The organism is Tenericutes bacterium MZ-XQ (assembly GCA_002838205.1).
Classification (GTDB): Bacteria; Bacillota_I; Bacilli_A; order Acholeplasmatales; family Acholeplasmataceae; genus Mariniplasma.
The window spans coordinates 1,277,686-1,301,746 of record CP017950.1 but is presented as its reverse complement, the minus strand read 5'-3'; the positions used below and the strand labels follow the sequence as shown (position 1 = coordinate 1,301,746).

General features: G+C 32.8%; 21 protein-coding genes, 1 tRNA gene and 1 pseudogene. 21 read left to right on the top strand and 2 right to left on the bottom strand.

Annotated elements, in window-relative coordinates:
- Window positions 1–14 precede the first annotated feature (14 nt).
- From BK011_06390 to BK011_06340, 11 genes and pseudogenes are all read left to right on the top strand, one after another.
- Window positions 15–3,083 carry a hypothetical protein gene (locus BK011_06390; protein AUD65332.1) on the top strand — a complete coding sequence of 1,023 codons (3,069 nt, stop codon included), beginning with the start codon at window positions 15–17 and terminating at the stop codon, window positions 3,081–3,083.
- Window positions 3,076–3,960 carry an ABC transporter permease gene (locus tag BK011_06385; GenBank protein ID AUD65331.1) on the top strand — a complete coding sequence of 295 codons (885 nt, stop codon included), beginning with the start codon at window positions 3,076–3,078 and terminating at the stop codon, window positions 3,958–3,960. Before BK011_06390 ends, BK011_06385 begins: the two co-directional genes overlap by 8 nt.
- 4 nt (window positions 3,961–3,964) lie before the next feature.
- Window positions 3,965–4,846 carry an ABC transporter permease gene (locus BK011_06380; GenBank protein AUD65330.1) on the top strand — a complete coding sequence of 294 codons (882 nt, stop codon included), beginning with the start codon at window positions 3,965–3,967 and terminating at the stop codon, window positions 4,844–4,846.
- Window positions 4,846–6,879, top strand: a complete 2,034-nt coding sequence (locus BK011_06375; protein ID AUD65329.1) for a hypothetical protein — start codon at window positions 4,846–4,848, stop codon at window positions 6,877–6,879. The genes BK011_06380 and BK011_06375 overlap by 1 nt, the downstream gene beginning before the upstream one ends.
- On the top strand, window positions 6,872–9,262 hold the full coding sequence (locus tag BK011_06370; protein AUD65328.1) for a hypothetical protein: 2,391 nt from the start codon (window positions 6,872–6,874) through the stop codon (window positions 9,260–9,262). Before BK011_06375 ends, BK011_06370 begins: the two co-directional genes overlap by 8 nt.
- A 170-nt stretch (window positions 9,263–9,432) precedes the next feature.
- The gene (locus BK011_06365; GenBank protein ID AUD66159.1) at window positions 9,433–10,314 is read left to right on the top strand and encodes a hypothetical protein; all 882 of its coding nucleotides are present in this window, start codon (window positions 9,433–9,435) and stop codon (window positions 10,312–10,314) included.
- Window positions 10,314–11,246, top strand: a complete 933-nt coding sequence (locus BK011_06360) for an ABC transporter permease (GenBank protein AUD65327.1) — start codon at window positions 10,314–10,316, stop codon at window positions 11,244–11,246. Before BK011_06365 ends, BK011_06360 begins: the two co-directional genes overlap by 1 nt.
- Before the next feature lie 4 nt (window positions 11,247–11,250).
- A complete protein-coding gene (locus BK011_06355) occupies window positions 11,251–12,372 on the top strand; it encodes a hypothetical protein (protein ID AUD65326.1) in 1,122 nt (373 codons plus the stop codon).
- A gap of 258 nt (window positions 12,373–12,630) precedes the next feature.
- Window positions 12,631–13,328: pseudogene (locus tag BK011_06350) on the top strand (DNA-binding response regulator).
- Between the two features lie 98 nt (window positions 13,329–13,426).
- The gene (locus tag BK011_06345) at window positions 13,427–13,912 is read left to right on the top strand and encodes a hypothetical protein (protein AUD65325.1); all 486 of its coding nucleotides are present in this window, start codon (window positions 13,427–13,429) and stop codon (window positions 13,910–13,912) included.
- 89 nt (window positions 13,913–14,001) lie between these two features.
- Entirely contained in the window at window positions 14,002–14,319 is a 318-nt protein-coding gene (locus BK011_06340) for a hypothetical protein (protein ID AUD65324.1), read from the top strand.
- A 115-nt stretch (window positions 14,320–14,434) separates the two neighbouring features.
- Here the strand turns inward: BK011_06340 and BK011_06335 are convergent.
- A tRNA-Lys gene (locus BK011_06335) sits at window positions 14,435–14,510 on the bottom strand.
- A 188-nt stretch (window positions 14,511–14,698) separates the two neighbouring features.
- Here BK011_06335 and BK011_06330 point away from each other — a divergent pair.
- The 10 genes from BK011_06330 (at window position 14,699) to BK011_06285 (ending at window position 22,951) form a co-directional block, all read left to right on the top strand.
- Window positions 14,699–15,208, top strand: coding sequence for a hypothetical protein (locus tag BK011_06330; protein AUD65323.1), 510 nt, complete (start codon window positions 14,699–14,701; stop codon window positions 15,206–15,208).
- A complete protein-coding gene (locus BK011_06325) occupies window positions 15,178–15,633 on the top strand; it encodes a hypothetical protein (GenBank protein AUD65322.1) in 456 nt (151 codons plus the stop codon). Before BK011_06330 ends, BK011_06325 begins: the two co-directional genes overlap by 31 nt.
- Entirely contained in the window at window positions 15,630–16,574 is a 945-nt protein-coding gene (locus BK011_06320) for a hypothetical protein (GenBank protein ID AUD65321.1), read from the top strand. Before BK011_06325 ends, BK011_06320 begins: the two co-directional genes overlap by 4 nt.
- Window positions 16,575–16,715: 141 nt before the next feature.
- On the top strand, window positions 16,716–17,006 hold the full coding sequence (locus tag BK011_06315) for a hypothetical protein (protein ID AUD65320.1): 291 nt from the start codon (window positions 16,716–16,718) through the stop codon (window positions 17,004–17,006).
- Window positions 17,003–17,521 carry a hypothetical protein gene (locus BK011_06310; protein AUD65319.1) on the top strand — a complete coding sequence of 173 codons (519 nt, stop codon included), beginning with the start codon at window positions 17,003–17,005 and terminating at the stop codon, window positions 17,519–17,521. Before BK011_06315 ends, BK011_06310 begins: the two co-directional genes overlap by 4 nt.
- The gene (locus BK011_06305) at window positions 17,518–19,071 is read left to right on the top strand and encodes a hypothetical protein (protein AUD65318.1); all 1,554 of its coding nucleotides are present in this window, start codon (window positions 17,518–17,520) and stop codon (window positions 19,069–19,071) included. The genes BK011_06310 and BK011_06305 overlap by 4 nt, the downstream gene beginning before the upstream one ends.
- Before the next feature lie 102 nt (window positions 19,072–19,173).
- On the top strand, window positions 19,174–19,389 hold the full coding sequence (locus BK011_06300) for a hypothetical protein (GenBank protein AUD65317.1): 216 nt from the start codon (window positions 19,174–19,176) through the stop codon (window positions 19,387–19,389).
- Window positions 19,386–21,842, top strand: coding sequence for an ATPase (locus BK011_06295; GenBank protein ID AUD65316.1), 2,457 nt, complete (start codon window positions 19,386–19,388; stop codon window positions 21,840–21,842). The genes BK011_06300 and BK011_06295 overlap by 4 nt, the downstream gene beginning before the upstream one ends.
- Entirely contained in the window at window positions 21,832–22,095 is a 264-nt protein-coding gene (locus tag BK011_06290) for a transcriptional regulator (GenBank protein AUD65315.1), read from the top strand. Before BK011_06295 ends, BK011_06290 begins: the two co-directional genes overlap by 11 nt.
- 73 nt (window positions 22,096–22,168) lie before the next feature.
- The gene (locus BK011_06285; GenBank protein ID AUD65314.1) at window positions 22,169–22,951 is read left to right on the top strand and encodes a hypothetical protein; all 783 of its coding nucleotides are present in this window, start codon (window positions 22,169–22,171) and stop codon (window positions 22,949–22,951) included.
- A gap of 31 nt (window positions 22,952–22,982) precedes the next feature.
- Here BK011_06285 and BK011_06280 read toward each other — a convergent pair whose 3' ends face one another.
- Entirely contained in the window at window positions 22,983–24,047 is a 1,065-nt protein-coding gene (locus BK011_06280; GenBank protein AUD65313.1) for a 4-hydroxy-3-methylbut-2-en-1-yl diphosphate synthase, read from the bottom strand.
- Window positions 24,048–24,061 lie beyond the last annotated feature (14 nt).

The window sequence follows — 24,061 nt, the reverse complement described above, 5'->3', positions numbered from 1 at the left end:
TTTATGGAGGCATTATGAAGAAAATATTAGATATTTTAAAAAAAGGATTGACTATTATTATTACATTTTTTAAATCATTAACCATTAAGAAAGGATTGATCCTATTCTTTTCTGTTTTTCTCTTAACTGTCTTAACGGTTTCTTTTTTTAAGGTATCTGATAATCATCAGTTTTATGAGACTCAGTCTCTCTCTTATGATTATTCAAATCAAACACTTTCACAAGCCTATGAACAAACACTTTACAGCGAATTAAAACAAGGCTATCTCAATCAAAATATTGATGATGCTGATATAGAGAGAACCATTGTAACCAGTGAGATGCAAGGGGATATGATTGATCTTAACGACGATGAGTATCAAGATATCGTAGCTGATTACTTAGCTTCAAACCAGAGTAGTGATCATGTTTTCTTATTAAGTGAGACCAATGATATCACATGGACACACGATGAGTCGAAAGCAGGTCTTTACTATTTTGCGATTGACTATTATGAATTACAAGAAAACATAGATCAAGCACAAATATCCATATCAATTAATGGTGAGCCACAATTTTATGAAGCTCAAACTTTGGTTTTAAACTCGAAATGGGTCTATGAAACATATGATTTTGCTTTAGATCGTTATGAAAACGAGATCATGCCAAGCTCAATTAAAATTAAGGATTGGTATAACCAACCGATTTATGATTATCGAGGCATGCATCCTGGTTATTTCGGTTTTTATTTAGAACAAGGTGATGAAATAACGATATCATTTGTCAATCAAGAAGTATTAATTGGACAGGTATATTACATAGAAAATGTATCTTATCAATCCTATGAATCTTACTTAGAGATGTATCCAAATGCAGAGGTAATCAATGAACAAATCATGATTTCTGCAAGAAACATATTACACAGAAATAATCCGTCAATTAGACTTAGAACAGAACAAGATGCATCGAATATGTATTACGATACGCAATTTTTAAGACTCAACGTCATTTTTGGTGATTCTTGGCAAAACTCTGGGGATAAAGTTACATATGAAGTTGATGTAGAAACATCAGGTTTTTATCATTTATCATTTAAATATCGCCAATATATGATTAAAGATTTACCAGTTTATAAAAAAATAAGTATCAATGGCGAAGTGCCATTTGATTTATTTGAAAGTTATGCTTTTCCATATACAACAAATTTCATCAATAGAACATTGACAGATGAGAATAATGAGTTTATAAAAGTTTATTTAGAAGCTGGAACACATGAAATCACTTTAGAGTCTGTTAACTATCCATATAGAGATATTATTGAAACAGTTCAGTATGTTATGCAAAATATTCAATCATTATCGCTTGATATTAAACGCTATACAGCTGGAGGAACAGATCGATATAGAGACTGGGATATTGAACTTTATTTTCCAGATGCAGAAAGTGATATTAGAAGTTGGGTTGCTTTGTTAGAAGATACTTATAATGCATACCTACCTTTATCAGAAATTGAAGAACCTGCAGAAATTGCAAACTTAAAAGTTGCAGCAACAAGATTAAGCAACATCGCAGATGATATAAATAAGCTACCATCCATGATGGTGCAGTTTTCTGATGGAGATTCATCAGTCAATCAAATTTTAGGTAATTTAATGGAAAATCTATTAAGAACAAACATGGAAATGGAACGTATGATTGTCCATGGAGACAATGACATACCAAAACCTTATGCTAACTTCTTTGTTAGATTTTTTGAAGGCACAAAACGTTTAGTCTTATCATTTATTAATAATCCATATTCAGCTTCAGATAGAAATGATGAAGATTTAACTGTTTGGGTTAATCATCCTAGACAATATATCGAAATCATGCAACGATTAATCGATCAAAATTATACAGGTAATAGAAGAGTAACATTATCACAAATGCCAGATCAAAACAAATTAGTTTTAGCAAATGCTAGTGGACAAGCACCTGATTTAGCTATTGGTGTAGATCACTGGATTCCTTATGATTTTGCAGTTAGGGATGCAGCACTTGATTTAAGACAATTTGAAGGTTATGAAGCATCTGTCGCACAATTTACGAAAGGTGCAATGATCCCTTATGTTTTTGAAGACGGCGTTTACGCACTTCCTGAAACTCAAGATTTCTGGGTAACATATTACCGGAGAGATATTTTAAATAGTATTGGCATAACGGATATCCCACAAACATGGGAAGAAATCATTGAGATTTTACCACTACTTCAAAGTTACGGTATGAACTACTTTGTTCCGATTGCTCAGTTTAGTGGACTTAAACCTTACGTCGCAACACTACCATTTATTTATCAGTTTGGTGGAGATTTATATGCGCCAGATGGTATGTCAACAGCGATTAACTCCGAAGAAACTTTAGAAGGTATTACACTCATGAGTGATTTATTTACTTTATATAACCTTCCTAAATATGTACCGAACTTCTACAACCATTTTAGATATGGATTACTTCCAATCGGTATATCAAATTTAGCAACTTATATCTTGCTTGAAACAGCAGCAGTAGAGCTTGATGGACTTTGGGCTATGGATTTACATCCAGGTGTTTATAACGAAGAAACTGATGAAATTATCAGATATTCATCTGTTGGTGGACAATCATCCATGATTATGAGTTCTACAGCATATCCAGAAGAAGCGTGGGATTTCTTAGAATGGTGGATGTCTACACCAATTCAAAGTGAATTTGCTTTCTTGCTACAATCCACTTATGGGCAAGCATACTTCTGGAATACTGCAAATATGGAAGCATTTGAAACGATTTCAATGCCAGATGAGTATAAAGACATTATTTTAGCACAATGGGAATATGGTATGGAAGCATCTAGAATTCCAGGCGCTTACATGGTTGAAAGATCGATTAGTAATGCGTGGACATCGATTGTTTTTGAAGGTACAAATCCAAGACAAGCGCTAGATGAAGCAGTTCGTGTTTCAGATCGAGAAATCATTTATAAGATGGCAGAGTTTGGGTATACAGAAAACGGGGTCATTGTTAAAGAATATATTGTTCCAAGTATTTATAATATTGATCTTTGGTTGACGGAGGTAGATCATGACTAAAAGAATGAATCATCCAGCATGGTTTATCCTACCATATTGGACGTTGTTTTTAGTGTTCGTTATCGTTCCAGTATTAGCAGCAGTTTTCTTATCATTTACATACTTTAACGCTATACAAGCACCTACAGTTATTGGGATTACAAACTATATCGAATTAATTACGATGGACACAGTCTTTATGCAATATGTATTATCTAATACGCTAAGATTTGCATTGATTGTCGGTCCAGTAGGTTATATTATGGCATTTATGCTTGCATGGATGCTCGCACAAATTCCACAGAGATATAGAACTGTTTTAGCAATTATTCTATATTCACCATCACTCACTATGGGGGTTGCGATGGCTGCAATGTGGCGTATTATCTTCTCTGGTGACTCACAAGGGTACTTAAACAGTTTATTATTAAACTGGGGTGTCATATTAGAACCCATTCAGTTCTTACAATCACCAGATTACTTAATGACGATTATGATTGTTGTTAGTCTATGGTCTTCAATGGGTGTAGGATTCTTAGCGATGTTAGCAGGGGTTCTAAACATTGATCAAACTTTATATGAAGCAGCTTATGTTGATGGTATTAAAAATAGAGCACAAGAAATTTTCTTTATCACAATCCCATCGATGAAACCACAAATGCTCTTTGGTGCTGTTATGGCGGTTGTTACAACCTTCCAAGCAGGTGGGATAGGTGTTCAATTATCGGGCTCCAATCCAACACCACAATATGCTGGGCAGCTCATAGTAAATCACATTGAAGATTTTGGATTTATTAGATATATGATGGGTTATGCAGCAACTGTTTCAGTAGTTTTATTACTTATGGTATATTTTATATCAAAAGTAACATGGAAAATTTTAGGAGAAAAGGAGTGATTATATGGCATCAGCAAGTTTCCAAGGTACAAAGATAAATCCAACGAGATTACACAAAAGCCAATTACCATTCTTCATATTTTTAATTCCTTTTTCGACATTGATGATTCTACCTATTTTGTTTATCATCAATCATGCCTTTAAGCCAAGAAGTGAATTATTTGCGTATCCACCTAGATTTTTCGTGCGAAACCCTGTGTTTGATAACTTTAATGAGTTGTCTCGTTTAGTTTCAGCTTCAGGTGTTCCTTTTTCAAGATACTTAGTCAATAGTTTGATTGTAACTATCATTGGAGTTACACTTGCAATATTTATTACAGCATTTTCTGCGTATGCACTTTCTAAGCTTAAGTTTAGAGGTAAAAAACTTTTATTTGAAATTAACACGCTAGCATTAATGTTTGTACCGATTGCAGTTCAAATTCCAAGATATTTGATTATCGCTAGATCTGGTTTAATTGATACATACGCAGCACATATCTTGCCAGTCATTGTTATGCCTGTTGCGATGTTTTTGATTAAGCAATTTATCGATCAAACACCAAATGAAATTATCGAATCAGCTAAAATTGATGGTGCATCAGAGATGCAAATCTTTATGAAAATCGTTTTACCAGTGATTGCGCCAGCAGTTGCAACTGTAGGTATCTTAGCTTTCCAAGCGATTTGGAATGATGTGTCTACATCTGTTTTATATATTAATGATGAATCAAAAAGAACATTAGCATTTTATATGCAAAGTTTAACATCTCTTCAAGGAAATACTGTTGCAGGACAAGGGATGGCCGCTGCAGCTTCTTTGATTATGTTTATTCCAAACTTACTACTATTTATATTCTTACAAGGTAAAGTCATGAACACCATGGCTCATTCAGGTATCAAATAATGAAAAAGTTATTTATATTATTCTTTATATTTACATTAGCTTTCATCCCTACTTTCAAAGCAGAAGCAAATGGCTTACCTTACTCAACGTTTACTTATAGTAGTGCATTAGGTCGTATGGTATGGACTCAAGATGCATATATCCCATTATCCATTCAAACAGATCTTGCAGGACTTGAGTTGAATCAACCAAGTGATATCACGGTGGATGCTAACGATAACATATATATATCAGATCTTGGTAATAAACGTGTGATTAGATATAGTTTAGCAGATGATACTGTACTATCTATTGGTGAAGGTATACTTGATCAACCTACAGGTGTTCACGTCGGTGAAGATGGACATTTATATGTTGCAGATTTTGGTTTAAAAATGGGTTTAAAGTTTGTATATGATGAAACTCTAAATGATTATACTTTAGAAACTACTTATCAAAAACCAGTGAACACTCCATATTTTTCTGATAGTGATGCTTTTGATCCAACGAAGATTATCACAGATAAAGGTAACAATGTTTACATGCTTTTAGCTGGTAACATCAATGGGCTTGCAGAATATGAAAATTCAGGTAATTTCTTTGGATTCTTTGGAGGAAATACCATTCCAAACACTTGGGATAATGTCTTGAGATTCATTTTGTTTGATGAGGATCAAAGACGTGAGTGGTTCCAAATGATTCCAGATCCAGTTTACAATATTGCTGTTGATAGAGATGGATTGATTCTAACAACGACAAAAGGTGTAGATGGATATAAGAAGTTGAATATCGCAAATTTTGTTTACAATGAATCTGCATGGGGTTTTGATACGACAGAGGATTTATTTGTCGGACCATATGACACGATCTTTAATATCACAACTGATGGTTATATTGTTGAATATGCCCCAGATGGATCAGTGTTGTTTGTATTTAGTGGACTAGATACAAGTAACCAAAAAGGTTTGTTTAAAGCACCAACTGGTATTGCGGTTGACTCGAAAAATAATATTTATGCACTTGACCAAGAAACTTCGGCACTTCAAGTCTTTATTCCAACTGAGTTTGCAGACTTAGTGCATTATGCGATTAGTTTATATCAAGATGGTCGTTATAGCGAATCACTTGAGCCTTGGCAAGAAGTATTAAAGATGAATGGTTTATTTGATTTAGCAAATAAAGGTATTGGTAATGCATATTTCTCAGATATGGAATATGAAAAAGCAATGGAATATTACGAAGTTGCAAGAGATCAATCTGGGTATTCAGATGCATACTGGGAAGTAAGAAATGATGTGTTATTAAATAGTGGCGGCGTTGCAGTTTCATTTGTTTTAATCGCAATCGTCCTATATTTCGTCAACTTATTTACTCATTTTATGGAATATGTCAAATTACCATTTAGAAAAGCAAAAGCATTCTTATCTAAATATAAAACATATCAAGAACTCGTGTTCCCATTCTATATTTTCAAACATCCATCTGATGGATATTATGGTATTAAACGTGAGAAGAAGGGTTCGAATTTTACAGCTACTATCTATTTACTACTATTTTTCTTAGCCTATATTTATTGGATTTATGAAACAAGTTTCTTATTTAACAGTAGAATTCCTTCAGAAATCAATTTATTCGAAGAATTAGTTAAAATCATTGTTCCTTTTATGTTATGGGTAGTTGCTAACTATTTAGTATGTAGTATTAGAGATGGTGAAGGTAAGTTAAGAGATGTTTTCCAAGCATCTGCGTATACACTATTACCAATGATCATCGCCTTTCCTGTTTTAACCATTGTATCTAAGGGCTTAACATACAATGAAGCATTTATATATGATGCACTTTTAAACATCGGATTGGGCATAACAGTAATTTACTTTATTGTCATGGTCAAAGAAATTCATTTCTATGATATGAAACCAACGATTGCTAACATTCTTATTTCGATTTTTACTGCACTGATGATTGTTGCAGTATTGTTTATCGTTTATTTATTACTCAATGAAGTATTTGGGTTATTTGCAGATATTGTAAGGGAGTTGATTAACCGTGGCTAAATATATGAAATATGTACTTATTGTTCTCATATTTAGTATGAGTGTTCTTGTGATATCTTATGGTTATCAATCACCTCAAGTATCTCAAGAAACTGAAGTTGAAACTAATTTTAACTATATCAATCAAATCTTTTTGGAATCTTCTCGATATACGCAAAAAGATCAAGTTGATCAAGCAATTTTGGATGTTTATCATGATGACTTCCAACTCGAATTTTCATCTGCTGATATTTTGAGCTTAGGTTTTGAAGTAATGTTTGATACTCCTGAGCTTACAGTTTATTTTGAGAAAGATTCATTTTCAATGATGATCTATAATAAAATTACAGATTATTTGTGGTCATCAAGACCTGAATTTCAAGGGATCAGTGGAAATAGAGAGAACAACACTCAAAACAGAAATCTAATGAATTCAGGCTTATGGGTAAGTTATGTCAGAAGTCAAAACATATCAGCATCAACGATTTCCACAGAGTCACTCTACTCGCTTGCAGAAGCTTCATATGTAACTGATGGTTCGATCAAAGAGGGACAAACTGATCCGCTTGGTGTATATCAACTTGAAGCAGGAAGTTATGCAACAAGAAGAGTGTCTACATCAATTAAAAACAAAACAACAACAGGGTTCACTGTTGCCGTAGATTTAAAGACTATTGACATCAAATTTGAAGTTAATATCAGTTTGATTGATGGTACCTTAAGTGTGCATATTCCAGTCGATCTCATCGAAGAATATGATGAAATTTACCGATTATTATCTATTCAAGTGTTCCCTTATTTAGGAGCTACGAGAGAAGACTATTTCCCTGGATACATGATGATTCCAGATGGTGTAGGAGCTTTGATAAGAACTAATAAAGCCTATAACACATCATTCCAATCACCATTTTATGGAGATGACTATGGCTATAGACAAAATACTGTTCCTAGTTTATCAGTACCTATTTTTGGAATGGTTCATGAACATGGTGCAAATGGATATCTAGCTGAAGTTGAAGAGGGTGCTGAGGTTACGACACTCTTAAGCCAATTTTGGGGAACAAACACAAGATATCACCGAATTGGTACAAGATATAATGTTAGACAAATGTATCGATACATTATTAACAAAGCTGGTGATGGTAATGATACCATCAGCGATGATTTTACAACAAATGATTATAAAGTCAATTATTACTTCTTATCAGATGATGATGCTTCTTACGTTGGTATGGCAAAAATCTATCGTGATAAATTGATAAACACGGGTGTCTTAAGTGACAAGGAAAAAGACTTAAATGATCAAATTCCTATTCACTTAGGTTACATTATGGGTGATCAAGAAAAATCATTTATTGGATCAACAAACATTAAGATGACAACAGTTGAAGATGTATATAATAGTTATCAATCATTTAAGTCAAATAATCTTACAAATCAACAAATCACACTTTTCGGTTGGAGTAAAGATGGGTATGTGTTCCAAGCACCTTATGATAGACAAATTGCAAATAAAAATGATTATAAGGAACTGTTTGAAACCATAAAATCTGATCAAAATACCATCTATTTGGACAATGATTATGTAAACGGCTCTGAACTTACCGATCGTTTATCTTACAATCGAGATGTTGCTAGAGATTTATCAAGATTAAAAATGGAAAGAAACTTTAGAAGTCTTAATGCACAAGTGACTGAAGTTTATTTCCTATATCCAGAACAAAGTTATAAGTTTGCACGTGATGATCAAGCATTCTTCCAAGACCTTGGTGTATCAGGCCTCTATCTATCAGCTATTGGATATACACTATTTAGTTATTATGATGGTGGTAATTATGAACGATCAATATCACTTGATTACTATCATGACATTCTCGATCTATACGATCAAGTCTTATTGAGCAATCCTAATGCTTATTTCTTCGATAAGATTAGTGGTTATGTGGATATGCCAATTACCAATGCGCAATACGATTATTATACAGATTTAGTACCAATTTTACCGTTGATATTAAAAGGTAGCATATCTTACTACACTCCATTTTTGAATTTCAATGCGATGGGTGAAGATCGATTACTCATGATGGTTGATTTCGGTATTAATCCAAGTTATATTTTGACAGAAGAAGATACATATGAAATGCGTTATACGAATGCATCTGTTTTCTACACTACAACAAGAAGTGATTATGAAGATGAAATTTTAGAAACTTATGGCTATTTAAGTGACGCATTAAATCATGTGCTTGGTGCAAGCATTGAAAATCGTGAAGTGCTCTCAACAGGATTTGTAAAAGTTACTTATTCTAATGGCGTTATTATCTATGTCAACTACAATTATGAAGATGTTACTTTGGATGGTCACACCGTAGAGTCGAGAGATTATAAGGTGGTGGTATCATGAAAAAAGTATTAAGTAAAATCATGGCACCACTTGCTAAAGGATGGGCTTCAGTTGTAGCATTTTATGATAGTAAACTAGCAAAATATGTTCAAAAATTCAAATATGCATTATCTCATAATTTCATTATAAGAAGAGAAGGTTTAAAATTAACCTTATTTGGATTTATAAAAATTGATATTACAAGAAGAAGACGTGAAGCATTTTATGGATATTTATTCATTTTAATATGGATTATTGGTTTTACAATATTCACTTTATATCCTATGTTTTATTCTCTCTACTTAAGCTTTACTGAAGCATATTATAGTTTAGAGTCTGGTGTTGAAACGACATTCATAGGGTTTACAAATTATTTAAACGTCTTTAGAAGTCAAACACTATTACCATTATTTGCAACATACATTGGGAAGATGTTGATTTCTGTACCTCTAATTATTGTATTTTCTATTTTAATTGCTGTACTGATTAATAACCCAATCAAGCTCAAAGGTTTTTGGAGAACCATATTCTTCTTACCTGTTGTTATCTCAACTGGGCCAGTTATTGCGGAATTAAATAATCAAGATGCAACTTCAATTCCTTCACTAGAGGACAGTAGTTTAATTGTCTTTATTTCAGAAAATTTAGGACCTTGGATTGCAAGCCCAGTTGAAGCAATTTTGACATCTATGTTACTCATCTTATGGTATGCAGGTATTCCGATTTTGATTTTCTTAGCTGGGTTACAAAAAATTGATGGTTCGATTTATGAAGCAGCAGCAATTGATGGTGCTTCACCATGGGATCGTTTTTGGAAGATTACCTTACCTTCAATTAGTCCTTTAATTAGTGTGAGTGTGATATATATCGTTGTTTCTATGAGCTTATTTGTAGAATCAGGAGGTATATTAGATCTTGCAAGAAGTCATATGCTCGTTGGAGCACCTGACTCAACATTCTGGTTTGGATATGGATATGCTGCTACGATTGCTTGGATTTATTTCTTACTTATGGTGATTATTATGGGTATATTCGTGTTAATCCTTTCAGCAAGAAGAAAGGAGAAAAACTAATGAAAAAATTTGATACTAAGCATTTTAAAATAAAAGCAAGAAAATTCTTGTTTGGTATGAATTTTGTGGATGGTTTTGTGTATAAGTTTGTGATTTACACATTACTTATCAGCTTTAGTTATATTTATTTATATCCAGTTTTATTTATGACAGTGAATAGTTTTATGACTGTTGATGATTTGATTAATCCAGGGGTTAAATGGATACCTACTGCATTGCAGTTTGAAAACTATGGACGAGCATTACAAGTGCTAGAATTACCAGGATCTATAGTTTCTACAACATCTTATGTTTTAAAAGTATCGATATCTGTAACCATATCATCTGCGATTATTGGATATGGGTTTGCGAAATTTAGATTCCCACTTAAAAACTTATTATTTGTACTTATGCTTGCAACATTTATCTTACCTTCACAAGTAACGATGGTTGCAAACCTAGTTATCTTTAATAATCTTGGGTTAATGAGTACACAAAATGCTATGATTTTCCCAGCGATATTTGGGCAAGGTGTTAATGCCGCCATCTACATTTTAATTTTCTATCAGTTCTTTAAAACCATTCCTGGTGTGTTGATGGAATCTGCAGAAGTTGATGGTGCATCACAGTTTAGAATATTTACGAGAATTGCAGTTCCGCTTGCAATTCCATCGTTTTTGATTGTTTTCTTATTTAGTTTTGTATGGTATTGGAATGAAACCTTTATAACATCTTTATATGTCGGTGGTAGAATTACATTACCACTTAAGTTACAAGCATTTAGATCAAGTTATGAAACATTATTCCCTCCTGGATCAGCAGGATCAGAACTTAATGAAGCGATTATGCTTGCGGGCAATATGTTAACCATATTACCACTTCTTGTGTTATACTTTATTGCACAAAGATACTTTGTTGAAAGTATCGATAGAACTGGTATCACAGGAGAATAAAATTATGAAAAAGTTATTGATATTAATATTGTTTATGTTTGTTATCGTTGGTTGTGAACCATCAGAAGATCCAATTGATGTAGATCCATTAGTACCAGTAGAAGACTGTAATGAAGCTACTTTAGAAGGTGGATGGGTTTGCATTTGGGCTGATGAGTTTGAAGGTGATACCATCGATGAAGATAAATGGAATTTTGAAGTGAATGGTTACGGTGGGGGTAACAATGAGCTTCAATATTATACAAGAGAAAATGCTGAAATCGTTGATGGTAAATTAGTCATTACTGGTAGACAAGAATCGTATTTAGGAAAAGATTACACTTCAAGTCGTCTTACAACTAAGTATAAAGGTGATTTTAGATACGGACGTATTTCTGTAAGAGCTAAACTTCCTTCAGGAGCTGGCACATGGCCTGCAATATGGATGATGCCGACGATGAGTGTTTATGGTGGTTGGCCAAGAAGTGGTGAAATTGATATTATGGAATATGTAGGTAGAGATCCGGGGAATTTATTTTCTACTATACATACTGCGAAATTTAATCATCAACTAGGGACACAAATCGGTTTTGATATTGATGCGCCAACGGCTGAAACTGAGTTCAACCTTTATGAAATCATTTGGAATCCAGGTGAGATCATCACGTATATGAATGGAGAAGCATTTGCTACATTCAGATATACTGCAGCTTTTAATCAAGATGTACCATATCATGAAGCATTTCCATTTGATCAAGATTTCTACTTGATATTAAATTTAGCAATTGGTGGAAACTTAGGTGGAGCAGTTGATAACTCAATTTTCCCACAGACATTTGAAATTGATTATGTAAGGGTCTATAAGTATGATTATGCGACAATCGACAAAGAAGCACCTTCTAATATAGAAGATTTATCAATATCTCCACTGAGAAACGCAATCTTTTGGGATGCAGCTGAAGATGACTATGGTGTAGAAAAATATGCAATCTATGTCGATGGTGAACTTTATGACTATGCGAACTTAAATCAATATATATTTGATCGATTAGAAGCAGGTCAAAGTTATCAAATCCAAGTTCAAGCCATTGATTTCCTTGGAAGAGCTTCAGATATTAGCCAAGTATTATCCTTTACATACTCATAAAAAAAATTTACAAAAAAAATGATGATTTTACGTGCAATTTATTTCAAAGTTGTGTATAATATGAATGTATTGGTAGTTTCATGGTAGTTAAGGTGAGTTTTACCTTTTTTGTAAAACTTGCTTATCATGAAAATTATCAATAATGCCCTAGTGATAACTCCCCCCCAATCACTAGGGCTCATTTTTTTTATTTATGTTAATAATTGCTTTATAGTGTGATATAATCTATATATACGAACAAGTAAAAGAGGTTATGATATGCCACAAAAAGTACTTTTAATCGAAGACAACGTCATTATCAGCAAAAGCATTGAGCAAAAACTAAAGTCAGAACTTTACGATGTGAAGTCTGTTTTTAATGGTGAAGACGCGATTAATCAATTTGATAAAGAGCAATATGATGTTGTATTACTTGATCTTATGTTACCGAAGGTTGGCGGTGAAGATGTCTTAAAGCATATTCGCTCAAAAGGAGATACACCGGTCATTATTATTTCAACTAAAGATACTGATGTTGAAAAAGCAATCAATCTAGGTTTAGGCGCTGATGACTATGTCGTTAAACCTTTTTCTATGCTTGAATTACTCGCTAGAGTTAAAGCACTATTAAGAAGAAGTAAACATCATGAAGAAAAGCCTAAGCAAGCTTTATTTGAGTTTAATGATATTACAGTGAACTTAAATACCTTCCAAGTGAAAAAAGCCGGTGAGCCTTTAGAATTAACATTAAAAGAGTTTGAGATATTGAAGTTATTATTAACACATCCTGATCAAACATTTTCAAAACAAGAAATGTATCGTAAAATTTGGAATGAAGAATATTATTTTAATGATAATGTCATTAATGTGCATATTAGAAGACTTAGAAAAAAATTGAAGAAGATCCATCAAACCCTAAAGTTGTTGTTACAATGTGGGGCTTTGGTTATAAATTGGGTCAGATAGATATTAAATAGGGCTACCATGCTCTATTTTTTTATTTAAGAAATTTTTAAGAATTGATTAAGAAACGGGACATACAAAATGACTATAATAGAAAAGAAGGGGTGGTTCTATGACACATTTTGAAGTCCCCTGGTCATTTTACTTTCAAGTGCATCAAGATACAAAAATGGTGAAACTCCATTTATCTGAGTATTTCCAAAACAAGGAAGGTTTATCGAATCGTTATTATGTATTGAGTTATGATGATGTCACTAACTATCTACATAAGTATGACCATCGAAAACTCAATTACTTCTTTGAACGAAATATGAAAGAAACATTTGATATGTTGATCAGGATTAAAAATTTTAATAAGAAAAAAGGATATATAAAAACCCATGCTTTATGCTACATCAAAGATGATGTTATGCACTGTTTAAGCATCGACTATTTGGATGTTATAAATGCAAAGAAAAAGCTTGATCAACTGGTTTTAGATCATGAAGTACATATTGATATTAATTATCAAATACCCATGATGTATCATACCGATATTAAGCTTGAAGCCCTCAAAGAGCACCTTTTTCACTTAATGCATAGAGAATATACGATTTAATAAATTCTTAAGGAAATCATCATAATAAGTTAATAAATAATCTTTATAATATAGGTGTATCAAACATTTGGTATAGAAAGAGTGATTGTATGAAAAAAATTATCGTCATACTAGCAGTCATACTTTCAGCAATGATGTTCACCTTAGAGGTATCAAAACTACAGGCAAACTCAGTGGAACTGAAGATGTTAGAATTTGTGACACATGATCAAGATGTGGTCTTTAGAGACTATTTTGAACCAGGTACAAATTTGATAGATCTAGAAATTCCTGATGCTCCAGAAAAAGATGGGTATATCTTTGTTGGATGGAGTGTTGAGATTCCTAAAGAGATGCCAAATTATCATTTAAGAATTCAAGCTCAATATATGAGATCAGAAGTTGTCGTATATGAGCATATTGGATAAACTAAAAAACAAACATATTACATATATACAAACTAGAACAACTAACTGTTCTAGTTTTTTTCTAAAAAGAATCATAAAAAACAACCAACAAAAATGCTGGTTGTTAATTGTTATTTGGTACCCCCTGTAGGGCTCGAACCTACGACCCACTGATTAAGAGTCAGTTGCTCTACCAACTGAGCTAAGGAGGCATCAATTAATCATGCCTTTATATTATAGCATAAAGACGAAAAAAATCAAATAATTTTTACTAAGTGAAACATAAAAAGGTGACTAAAATAGGGATAAAAATAAATTTACAATGATATTATCGGGACCATACCCGATTTTTCTTTAAATTATGGTATAATTTTCAATAGATTGCATCAAAGGAGAGCCTATGTTTAAATATACTCTAGCATTTTTAGTTCGCAAAAATGAAATACTAGTCATCAATAGAAACAAATCTCCTTGGATGGGCTCATGGAACGGATTAGGTGGTAAAATTCATGAAGATGAAACACCATTATCTTGTGTTTATAGAGAAGTGTTTGAAGAAACAGGACTAAATTTAGATATCAATAAATTTATATTTAAGGGTTGTGTAACTTGGAATGTATTTAATGCTAATGGACAAGGTTTGTACATCTACATATATCATTTAGATCATAATTTTGAGTTTATAACACCTAAAAAGGTAGATGAGGGAATTCTTGATTTTAAAGATATCAAATGGTTATCAGATTTTGATAATGAAGGTGTTGCTAAAAATATTCCTTGTTTTCTACCGAAAATCATGAGCGATAAAAAATTATATGAGTTTGAATGCATATTCAAAGATAAAATACTCATTAAAGTTAATGTGAAAGAGGGATCAACATGCCTGAACTTATCATCGCAGCAGTTATAGTTATTGCAATATCTGTTGTCTTTATATTAAACAATCAACAAAATCAAAGTATCAAGGATAAAGCTGTTGGTATTTTAGAAAAGTATGGGACAATCGAAAGAAAAGATAAAAGGATTTGGTTTCATAAAAATGGTGAAACCTATGAAATTTTATTCTACAAAATCTTGAAAAATCACGAACTTACCATCAATAGCAAATACATTTGGGAAATTCATAGATCTAGTGGTAATTTACTTATCAATCAAAATGGGTTTTTGATTGGAGAACATAAAAAATTGGTGATCATTTATCCGCTTGAATCAAAAATCAAAAGATTCATCAACGAAAATGAGATGGTATTTATTGATGAGCATGATGAGTTTTACAATATGAGACTGATTAGATTTGTACAATTAGAATCCTTTTTAGAAGAGGAAGTCATATGAGAAAAACATTTTTAACATTACTCATTATCTTCCTTTCATTTGGTCTATCAGCATGTTCAAGCGATGAAATCATATGGACGGATAATGAGCCTTTAATACTAGAAGTTGATAGCGAGACAATCAAAATCTTACAAGTCACTGATCTTCATTTAGCATATGGTATTTCAAATAGAGATCAAATGACATATGATTTAATTGAAAATCTTGTCAATGCCGATGATTATGATTTGATTGTTGTTACTGGTGATATCACCATGAGTCCACAAGCATCCATGCTTTACGGTCAATTCGTCAAATTCATGGAAAGCCTCGAAACACCATGGACACTCGTTTTTGGGAATCATGACACTGATTTTCACGATTATAAAGATTTGGTTAAGCACTTTGATGATACAAACTATCTCTATTATAAGAACGGACCAGAATTAGTTGATGGTGGTGTAGGTAATTTCAAAATCAATTTTATGCATGACAATCAACTTATTTATCATGCATATTTTCTAGACACCAAAGCTGAAAGAAACGTATATACAGAAGAAGAGGGCGAATATGAATACTTATCTGATGCTCAAGTTGCCTGGTATGAAAATTTAGTTAAAGATGATACACAAAAATCTACAGTATTCATGCATATTCCACTTAGACAATATATAGATCCAGTAGATTATGATGGCCTGTTTTTAGAAGATAAGGTCTATGCTCAAGGTGTTGATACTGGCTTTTTCGATGCAATGGTCACATATGGATTATCACATGCTGTTTTTGTGGGACACGACCATTTAAACGACTTTTCATTCTATAAAGATGATGTGTTATTAGCATATGGAAGAATATCTGGATACACAGCATATGGTTATTTAGAGCGTGGTGGAAGACATATTGAGATTACAAATCAAGTGTTAACGACCTATGTTGTTTTAGAAAGTGAGGCATCATCATGAATCTAAGATTAAAAGATCGTGTTCTAGTGATGCTGCAATCATTTTTCATATGTGTGCTGGGATATTTTTTCACTGGATCGTTTTTATGGTTTATCTTATTACTCATCACAATTATTTTTGTAATCATAGGAGGTAAAAAACATGTTTGATATCATGATTTATACCTTGATTAATGCCTTTTGGTTTACCCTAATATTAGGTACACTCACATTATTTATTTTAAGAACTGTATTTGCGTTTAAAGGCCCATTTAGTTTAAAAGATCAACTCTTAATTATGTTTACACCTTTATCACTAGGGTTTTATAAGCATAGTCAAAATAAAACAGTATTTGGTAAAATCTATAGAATACTTGTTATCATATTTTTCGTAACTGGATTTATAGCATTTATATATATTGCTTATACAGAATTGGAGCTTATGCTATTATGATTTTTAAAGTATTAAAGAAACAAAATAACTCAGAGATGTGTTTTGTCTGTGGTATTCACAATAAAGCGGGATTAAACACTTCTTACTATGAACTCGAAAAAGAACGCCTTATTGGTGTTTTTAAAGGCCATGAGCTTCATCAGTCTTACCCAATGCGTATGCATGGTGGGATTATTGCGGCACTTTTAGATGAAACCATTGGAAGAGCAATTCAAATTCATGACGAAGATATTTGGGGTGTTACAGTAGATCTCAATATTAGATATCAAAAACCTGTGCCTCTCGATCAAATGCTTTATGCAGTGGGATATATTACAAACATTAAATCGAGAATGTTTGAGGGTGAAGGATATATCTCTAATGAAAATAAAGAGATTTTAGCAACGGCAAAAGCAAAATATTTTATAAAACATGTCAAAGACATTGTTAATGATATAGACTTTGTAAAGGAGCAATGGATATACGTAGATGATCAGAAAGATCCTAAAGTATTATCCTTCGATTTACCAAAATGAGTATATTAGACGTAGACGGCATTCAGTTTAGCTACAGTGGTGAAGAACTTTATCAAAAAGCATCGATGCGCCTATTTGAAGGTGAGCATGCAGTATTGGTTGGACCCAATGGTACAGGAAAATCTACGTTATTAAAACTTTTAGATAAAAGGATTAAACCAGATGCTGGTAGCATCAATTGGATGCCTAATAAAAAGATTGGTTATTTAGACCAATATGCAAAAATAAATCCAAACATTTTAGTTAAGACATATTTATATGATGTCTTTTTACCGTTATTTGAAAAAGAAAAAGAAATGGAAAGACTTTATCATTCTATAGCCCACGAACCAGAAGAAAAGCACGAAAAGATTTTGCATTGGGCAGCAGATCTTCATGAACAACTTTTAGACTCTGATTTTTATCAAATCAAGTCTTTAGTGGGTAATATTATTCACGGTTTAGGTCTTCAAATGGATATTTTAGAAGAGCCTATCAAACATTTATCTGGTGGTATGAGAGCTAAAATCATCTTAGGTAAATTACTTTTAGAAGATGCAGATGTCCTTTTACTAGATGAGCCCACAAACTTTCTTGATGTAAGACATATTGAATGGCTTTCAAAATTTTTAAACAGCTATCAAAAAGCATTCATCGTTGTTTCCCACCACGAAGAATTTTTAATGGACATTGCTCAAACAGTATTTGCACTTGAAAATGGTCAAATATCTAGATATAAAGGTGATTACCTATTCTATCTAACAGAAAGAGAATTACGCTTAAAGCAACAAGAAAAAGCATTTACAAATCAGCAAAAATTCATCAAGAAAACTGAAGAGTTTATCCAAAAAAATATTGTTAGAGCAACCACTACAAAAAGAGCACAAAGCAGAAGAAAAATGCTAGAAAAAATAGAGCGAATCAAACCACCTCAAAAAGATAAAAAGTATCATTTTCATTTTCCAATGTCAAAATCTACGGGTAAAGATGTTTTTACATCAGTGGATTTAGAAATTGGATATAATGAACCATTATTAGAACCTCTTTCAATGGCTATTTTAAGGGAAGAAAAAGTTGCGATCACAGGGAAAAATGGTGTTGGTAAATCTACATTCATTAAAACAATTTTAGATATAGTTCCTAAATTAGGTGGTGCATATCATTGGATAGATACAGCTGAGATAGCCTATTTTGCACAAGATCAAAAATTTGAAGATGGACTTACACCATTTCAATATATTCATCATGAATATCAACATTTCACAAAAAAAGATGTAATGAGTTTACTTGCTAATCATGGGATTGATTATGATATGGCAACCAGATCTTTAAATACTTTATCAGGTGGTGAGCAAACTAAAGTAAGGTTAGCTAGACTTAGACATCAAAAAGGTAACGTCTTAATCTTAGATGAGCCCACTAACCACTTAGACGTTCAAGCAAAAGAAGCATTAAAAGATGCACTGATTAATTATCAAGGGACACTGATTTTAGTTTCCCATGAAAAAGAGTTTTACCAAGACATTTGTGATTATGAAATCACATTATACGAACCAGATACAAATGAGTGATGCTTTCACTCATTTTTCTTTACATAGATAGCATTTAATGTTACAATAAAAATATACCCCCCTATGTAGGGGGTAAAAAAGCATAAGAAAGAAGGGTTTTATATGAAAACTGTAGAATATGTTGTAACTGGTATGACATGTGGAGGATGCGCAAGTAGCGTAAGACGCGTTGTATCTAGAAATAAAGGTGTCACTGACATTGAAGTCGAAAATATGGAGAATAGAGTTGTTGTAACTTATGATGAATCAGAACTTGATGACCAAACGATTATTGACCAAATTAACCGTTTAGGATTTAAAGCTGAAGTGAAACAATGACAACAAAGAAATTCGACATCATTGGTATGACTTGTGCGTCATGTGCAAATGCCATTGATCAAGTTTTAAAAAGAAAAGAAGGCGTCATTAAAGCCAATATCAATTTAGGCAACGATACAGCGTTCATCACTTTTGATGAATCAAAAATCAATATCGATCAAGTGATTGAAACCATTGAAAGTGCTGGATATGATGCGACATTAAAAGAAGAAACATTAAAATCAATAACGCTGCGCGTTGAAGGGATGACCTGTGCAACTTGTGCAAGCAATGTTGATCATGCAGTTAAAGAACTTCAAGGTGTTAAGGATGTCAATGTGAACATAGCGAATGACAAAATGACAGTAACTTATGATACTGAAGTATTAAAACTTAGTCATATGAAAAAAGCAGTTCAAGACATTGGCTATGACATCATGCTTGAAGAAGATATAGACGTGAGTGTCGATCCCGATGTCTTAAAAATGCAAAAAGCTAAAAGGAAAATGCTAATTTCTGCATCTATCTCTGCTATGATGATGACACTGATGGTTATTCACATGTTTATCATTTCTATTTTCGGATATACAGTGATTGTTGCACTCATGGGGTTCCCCGTGGTCTTTATATTAGGTTCGCACGTACATAAAGCAAGTTTTAAATCACTTAAAGCTAAAAGACCTAATATGGATGTCTTAGTGTCATTAGGGTCCTTACCGCCTTATTTAATTGGTTTGCTTGGACTTTTTTTACCAATCACAACATTCATCGAAATGGCAACAACCATTATGACATTCCACTTAATTGGTAAGTTTTTAGAAACAAGAGCTAAAGGTAAAGCATCACTAGCAATTAAAAAACTGATTGAGTTAGGTGCAAAAACTGCAAGAATCCTTGTCGATGGACAGGAAATAGAAGTTTTAACATCAGAACTATCAGTTGGTGATGTGATGATTATAAAGCCGGGTGAAAAGATTCCTTCAGATGGAAAAGTCATTGAGGGTGAGTCTTTAATTGATGAGTCACTTGCAACTGGTGAATCTATGCCAGTGAAAAGAAAGACAGGAGATCCTGTCATTGGTGCAACCATGAATAAGCAAGGTTTGCTCAAAGTAGAAGTCACTAAAACCGGAAATGATACATTCTTAGCACAAATCATTAATCTTGTAGAAGCTTGTCAAGGATCGAAGGTACCGATTCAAGCATTTGCCGATAAAATTACAGGATATTTTGTTCCAGCGATTATGGTGATTACTGTTTTAACGTTTATATCATTTAATGTTTTCTCTGGTTTTCATTTGGGTATCTTACAATCCGTTGAAGGTATTTTACCTTGGATAAACACAGATCAAAGCTCATTAACATTGGCATTTGTTACAGCAACCGCTGTACTCGTTATTGCTTGCCCTTGTGCGCTTGGTTTAGGAACACCTACAGCATTAATGGTCGGTAGTGGTTTAGGCGCTGAAAAAGGCATTTTAATCCGTAATGGAGAGGCTGTACAAACCCTAAAAGATATTAAAGTGATTGCATTTGATAAAACTGGAACATTAACATATGGTAAACCAGTGGTTACTGATATCATCGCAAAAGATGAAAAAGAATTATTATCGATTGCAGGGTCTTTAGAAAAAGGCTCTGAGCATGTTTTAGCATCTGCGATAATTGAAAAAGCAAGAGAGTCTCATGCGTTATTTAGAGGCATTAAAAACTTTGAAGCAATCGTGGGTCACGGGATTAAAGCGACTATTGATGATGAGATTTATTTAATTGGAAATAGAAAACTTTTAGATCAATATCAAGTTAACTATAAAGCTTTTGAAGATGATATGATCAGACTTGAAGAAGAAGCCAAAACAGCAATGTTAGTTGCTTCAACTAAAGAAGTACTTGGTATGATTGCAGTTGCTGATGCTTTAAAAGATGATGTTCATGATGTCATTAAATCTATTGAAAAGTATGGGATTAAAACAGCGATGATTACAGGTGATAACGAAAGAACTGCAAAAGCAATTGCAAAAAAAGCAGGGATTTCACATGTTATTTCAAACGTCTTACCAGAAGGTAAAGTCGATGAAATTAAAAACCTACAAAATCAATATGGATTAGTTGCTATGGTTGGTGACGGTATCAATGATGCTCCTGCATTAAAACAATCCAATGTAGGTATTGCCATTGGTACAGGTACGGATGTTGCGATTGAAGCTGCAGATGTAACATTAGTCCGCGGCGAATTAGAAACGATTTTGCAAGCTGTTGAGTTATCTAAAGCAATTTTTAGAAAAATCAAACAAAATTATTTTTGGGCATGGTTCTATAATGCGATTGCTATACCATTTGCGATGTTTGGATTGTTGCATCCAATGATCGGTGCGGCAGCAATGTCATTAAGCAGTTTAAATGTCATTTATAACTCATTAAGATTAAAAAGAGTTGATTTGAATAAACATTTGGAGGTATCCTATGAAGCATGATCGAACTGAAGCTTTAAATATTTTAAAAACTGCAAAAGGACAAATTGATGCAGTCATCCGTATGGCTGAAGATGGAAGATATTGTGTGGATGTAGCAAATCAAATTGTTGCAACTACGTCACTTTTAAAAAAAGCAAACCTACTTATTTTACAAGATCACATTAACACTTGTGTTAAGGAATCTTTTGAAGATGGTTCAAGTGATGAGAAGATTAAAGAAGTGATGCAGCTCATTCAAAAATATATAAAATAAGAATAATAAAAATATTGATAAATTAAAAAGATATTGATAAAATAACCCTAAAGCATGCTTTGGGGGAATTTTTTTGAAAAAAATTATGATTTTAGTCAAATTATTGATCATCATTTTTATCATCATGATTGGATTTTCTCATGATGGAATCATCCAAGATATCAATAGTGAAGAAATAAAAAATTTTGGATATTTACAAACTTCACTGACACCAAACGAAAATTATGAATCATCAATGTATATTGATGTAGTGCATGAAATTAAGGATGTCAATTTATTTATGCAGTTTAATCAGTACAGTCTTGATCAAATAACTGATTTTAAAGGCATGACGACATCTGATATTAGTGACGATTTAGTTATTTACTATAGAAACAATTTGTATGGTACCGAAGCATATGTCCTTTATGAATCAAAAGGTTTAATCATTGACTATACTGAATATATTTATCAAACATCAAGAGATGATACGACATGGCAACAAAAAGAACTCATTGAAACAAATCATAAACAATACAGCATATATGAGCATCAAGAATGCAAACCTATCCAAAGAGAAGATGAATATGCATATGAGTCATTTGGTCATTGCAGAGTAAACTTATATGATTTAACACTTTTCAAAGAAAAAAACGTAATCCATTATATGTATGATGAAACAAATGGACAGGAAGTAAAACAAATACATGTCATTAAAATTAATGGATTTGAAATGCAATATACAGCAAAGTTGAATCATTTATCCATAGAGGAAGCTGAATTTAAAAGATTTGATGGATCACTGCTTTTCTATTATTATTTTGGATATGAAGTCAGTGGCTTAAAAGATGAAATATACGAAGAAACATTTTTTTAGATTACAGATAAAAGAAAACGCCTAGGATTTCCTAAGCGTTTTTTTCATATACTGAATCATCAAAATTATCAATTTCTTTGATGAGTTCATCATAAACTTCAGATTCTTTAATTTTTTTAATGATTTGCCCTTTTCTAAATAAAAGAGCTTCTCCTTTACCACCAGCAACACCGATATCAGCATGCTTTGCTTCACCAGGACCATTAACAGCACAACCCATGATTGCTACGTTTATGGTCTTGTTCACTTTGAGTAAGTACGCTTCTATTCTTTTCGCGATATCAATCATATCGTATTGGATACGACCACACGTTGGACAACTGATTAAATTTGGAACTTTATCCTTTAATCCTAAGTTTTTTAAGATTTCTTTAGCTGCCTGAATCTCTAAAATTGGATTATCAGTAAGTGACACTCTAATCGTGTTACCAATACCTTCATGAAGAAGTATACCAATGCCCATAGCGCTTTTGATACCACCACTAAATGCAGTACCTGCTTCAGTGACACCTAAATGAAGTGGATAATTAAACGTTTTGGCAGCTAAGCGGTAAGTTTCAATCATTAGATTCATATCTGTTGCTTTTAATGATAAAGCGATATCATAAAAATCCATAGACTCTAAGATTTCTACATGATGCTGAGCTGTTTCAACCATAAGTTCTGGTGTGGGTTCTGCTCTACCTGGTAAGGATCCACTATTAACACCAATACGAATGGGAATGTTTTTTTCCTTACATGCTTTAACAACTTCTTCGACATGTTCACGCTTAGGAATGTTTCCTGGATTTAATCTAATCTTATCAGCACCACTTTTAATGGATTCAAGTGCTAATCTATAATCAAAATGGATATCTGCAACCAGTGGGATAGAAATTTGTTTTTTAATTTTTTTAATGGCTTGTGCATCTACCATATCTAAAACAGCGACTCTAATAATCTCGCAACCAGCATTCTCGAGCATTTTAATTTGTTTGACGGTCGCTTCCACATCTTTTGTGTATGTATTTGTCATGGATTGGATAAAGACTTTATTATTTCCACCCATGGTATATGGTCCAATCTTTATTGAACGTGTTTTTTCTCTCTGTAACATTTTATCACCTACAC

Coding starts and splice junctions, on each gene's coding strand:
- BK011_06390 (AUD65332.1), top strand. CDS start 15: ATGAAGAAAATATTAGATATTTTAAAAAAAGGATTGACTATTATTATT.
- BK011_06385 (AUD65331.1), top strand. CDS start 3,076: ATGACTAAAAGAATGAATCATCCAGCATGGTTTATCCTACCATATTGG.
- BK011_06380 (AUD65330.1), top strand. CDS start 3,965: ATGGCATCAGCAAGTTTCCAAGGTACAAAGATAAATCCAACGAGATTA.
- BK011_06375 (AUD65329.1), top strand. CDS start 4,846: ATGAAAAAGTTATTTATATTATTCTTTATATTTACATTAGCTTTCATC.
- BK011_06360 (AUD65327.1), top strand. CDS start 10,314: ATGAAAAAATTTGATACTAAGCATTTTAAAATAAAAGCAAGAAAATTC.
- BK011_06355 (AUD65326.1), top strand. CDS start 11,251: ATGAAAAAGTTATTGATATTAATATTGTTTATGTTTGTTATCGTTGGT.
- BK011_06345 (AUD65325.1), top strand. CDS start 13,427: ATGACACATTTTGAAGTCCCCTGGTCATTTTACTTTCAAGTGCATCAA.
- BK011_06340 (AUD65324.1), top strand. CDS start 14,002: ATGAAAAAAATTATCGTCATACTAGCAGTCATACTTTCAGCAATGATG.
- BK011_06330 (AUD65323.1), top strand. CDS start 14,699: ATGTTTAAATATACTCTAGCATTTTTAGTTCGCAAAAATGAAATACTA.
- BK011_06325 (AUD65322.1), top strand. CDS start 15,178: ATGCCTGAACTTATCATCGCAGCAGTTATAGTTATTGCAATATCTGTT.
- BK011_06320 (AUD65321.1), top strand. CDS start 15,630: ATGAGAAAAACATTTTTAACATTACTCATTATCTTCCTTTCATTTGGT.
- BK011_06315 (AUD65320.1), top strand. CDS start 16,716: ATGTTTGATATCATGATTTATACCTTGATTAATGCCTTTTGGTTTACC.
- BK011_06310 (AUD65319.1), top strand. CDS start 17,003: ATGATTTTTAAAGTATTAAAGAAACAAAATAACTCAGAGATGTGTTTT.
- BK011_06305 (AUD65318.1), top strand. CDS start 17,518: ATGAGTATATTAGACGTAGACGGCATTCAGTTTAGCTACAGTGGTGAA.
- BK011_06300 (AUD65317.1), top strand. CDS start 19,174: ATGAAAACTGTAGAATATGTTGTAACTGGTATGACATGTGGAGGATGC.
- BK011_06295 (AUD65316.1), top strand. CDS start 19,386: ATGACAACAAAGAAATTCGACATCATTGGTATGACTTGTGCGTCATGT.
- BK011_06290 (AUD65315.1), top strand. CDS start 21,832: ATGAAGCATGATCGAACTGAAGCTTTAAATATTTTAAAAACTGCAAAA.
- BK011_06280 (AUD65313.1), bottom strand. CDS start 24,047: ATGTTACAGAGAGAAAAAACACGTTCAATAAAGATTGGACCATATACC.